Annotated in this window: 1 rRNA gene (only partly in view); it reads left to right on the forward strand. The window is 54.1% G+C overall.

The features are described 5' to 3' along the window. Positions 1–2,463: ribosomal RNA gene (locus FHW73_RS17300) — 23S ribosomal RNA — on the forward strand; it begins 416 nt to the left of the window's first position. Positions 2,464–2,587 lie beyond the last annotated feature (124 nt).

Below are 2,587 nucleotides of genomic sequence, written 5' to 3' on the forward strand. Positions count from 1 at the left end.
ATACTCCTGACCGACCGATAGTGAACCAGTACCGTGAGGGAAAGGCGAAAAGAACCCCGGAGAGGGGAGTGAAATAGACCCTGAAACCGTGTGCGTACAAGCAGTCGGAGCCCGTAAGGGTGACGGCGTACCTTTTGTATAATGGGTCAGCGACTTATTGTTCGTGGCAAGCTTAACCGTATAGGGGAGGCGAAGGGAAACCGAGTCTGATAAGGGCGCATAGTCGCGGGTAATAGACCCGAAACCGGGTGATCTAGTCATGCCCAGGGTGAAGGTTGAGTAACATCAACTGGAGGCCCGAACCCACTCCCGTTGCAAAGGTAGGGGATGAGGTGTGATTAGGAGTGAAAAGCTAATCGAACCCGGAGATAGCTGGTTCTCCTCGAAAGCTATTTAGGTAGCGCCTCATGTGAATCTTCCTGGGGGTAGAGCACTGTTATGGCTAGGGGGTCATTGCGACTTACCAAACCATTGCAAACTCCGAATACCAGGACAGACTGCATGGGAGACACACGGCGGGTGCTAACGTCCGTCGTGAAAAGGGAAACAACCCAGACCCACAGCTAAGGTCCCAAATTATCACTAAGTGGGAAACGATGTGGAAAGGCACAGACAGCCAGGAGGTTGGCTTAGAAGCAGCCACCCTTTAAAGAAAGCGTAATAGCTCACTGGTCGAGTCGGTCTGCGCGGAAGATTTAACGGGGCTAAGTGATAAACCGAAGCTTGGGGTGCACAACTTGTTGTGCGCGGTAGAGGAGCGTTCCGTAAGCCGTCGAAGGCGGATTGAGAAGTCCGTTGGAGGTATCGGAAGTGCGAATGCTGACATGAGTAACGATAATGAGGGTGAAAAGCCCTCACGCCGAAAGCCCAAGGTTTCCTTGCGCAACGTTAATCGACGCAGGGTGAGTCGGCCCCTAAGGCGAGGCAGAAATGCGTAGTCGATGGGAAGCTGGTTAATATTCCAGCACCTCGCATAAGTGCGATGGGGGGACGGAGAAGGTTAGGTCTACCAGGCGTTGGTTGTCCTGGAGAAAGGCGGTAGGAGTGGGTCTTAGGCAAATCCGGGACCCTTTAACTCCGAGCACCGAGACGAGCTCATTAGAGCGAAGTGACTGATACCACGCTTCCAGGAAAAGCCCCTAAGCTTCAGCTTATGCAGACCGTACCGTAAACCGACACAGGTGGGTAGGAAGAGAATTCTCAGGCGCTTGAGAGAACTCGGGTGAAGGAACTAGGCAACATAGCACCGTAACTTCGGGAGAAGGTGCGCCCTTGATCGTGGCTCGTGCGAGCTAGAGCGATCGAGGGCCGCAGTGACCAGGCCGCTGCGACTGTTTATCAAAAACACAGGACTCTGCAAACACGAAAGTGGACGTATAGGGTCTGACGCCTGCCCGGTGCCGGAAGGTTAATTGATGGGGTCAGCCGCAAGGCGAAGCTCTTGATCGAAGCCCCGGTAAACGGCGGCCGTAACTATAACGGTCCTAAGGTAGCGAAATTCCTTGTCGGGTAAGTTCCGACCTGCACGAATGGCGTAACGATGGCGGCGCTGTCTCCACCCGAGACTCAGTGAAATTGAAATCGCTGTGAAGATGCAGCGTTCCCGTGGCAAGACGGAAAGACCCCGTGAACCTTTACTATAGCTTTACACTGAACGTTGAGTTCGTCTGTGTAGGATAGGTGGGAGGCTATGAAACTGTGGCGCTAGCTGCAGCGGAGCCAACCTTGAAATACCACCCTGTCGTGCTTGACGTTCTAACCTAGGTCCGTTATCCGGATCGGGGACCGTGTATGGTGGGTAGTTTGACTGGGGCGGTCTCCTCCCAAAGAGTAACGGAGGAGCTCGAAGGTACGCTCAGCGCGGTCGGACATCGCGCACTGTGTGCAAAGGCATAAGCGTGCTTGACTGCAAGATCGACGGATCAAGCAGGTACGAAAGTAGGACTTAGTGATCCGGTGGTTCTGTATGGAAGGGCCATCGCTCAACGGATAAAAGGTACTCCGGGGATAACAGGCTGATACCGCCCAAGAGTTCATATCGACGGCGGTGTTTGGCACCTCGATGTCGGCTCATCACATCCTGGGGCTGTAGTCGGTCCCAAGGGTATGGCTGTTCGCCATTTAAAGTGGTACGCGAGCTGGGTTCAGAACGTCGTGAGACAGTTCGGTCCCTATCTGCCATGGGCGTTGGAGATTTGAGAGGGGCTGCTCCTAGTACGAGAGGACCGGAGTGGACGAACCTCTGGTGTTCCGGTTGTCACGCCAGTGGCACTGCCGGGTAGCTATGTTCGGAAGCGATAACCGCTGAAAGCATCTAAGCGGGAAGCGCGCCTCAAGATGAGATCTCCCGGGAGCTTGACTCCCCTGAAGGAACCATCAAGACCAGGTGGTTGATAGGCTGGGTGTGTAAGTACAGCAATGTATTGAGCTAACCAGTACTAATGATCCGTGTGGCTTGACCATATAACCTCAAGTTGCTTCGCAACCCGAAGCATCCTTGGCCCTACGACACGTACAGTCGTCATAAAATGTTCGCTACTTCCCAACCTCTGAGAGCGTGAGCGCCGGTATGGCGAGTCCCTCGCAT

It is taken from the genome of Luteimonas sp. RC10 (assembly GCF_014192745.1).
Taxonomy (GTDB): domain Bacteria; phylum Pseudomonadota; class Gammaproteobacteria; order Xanthomonadales; family Xanthomonadaceae; genus Luteimonas.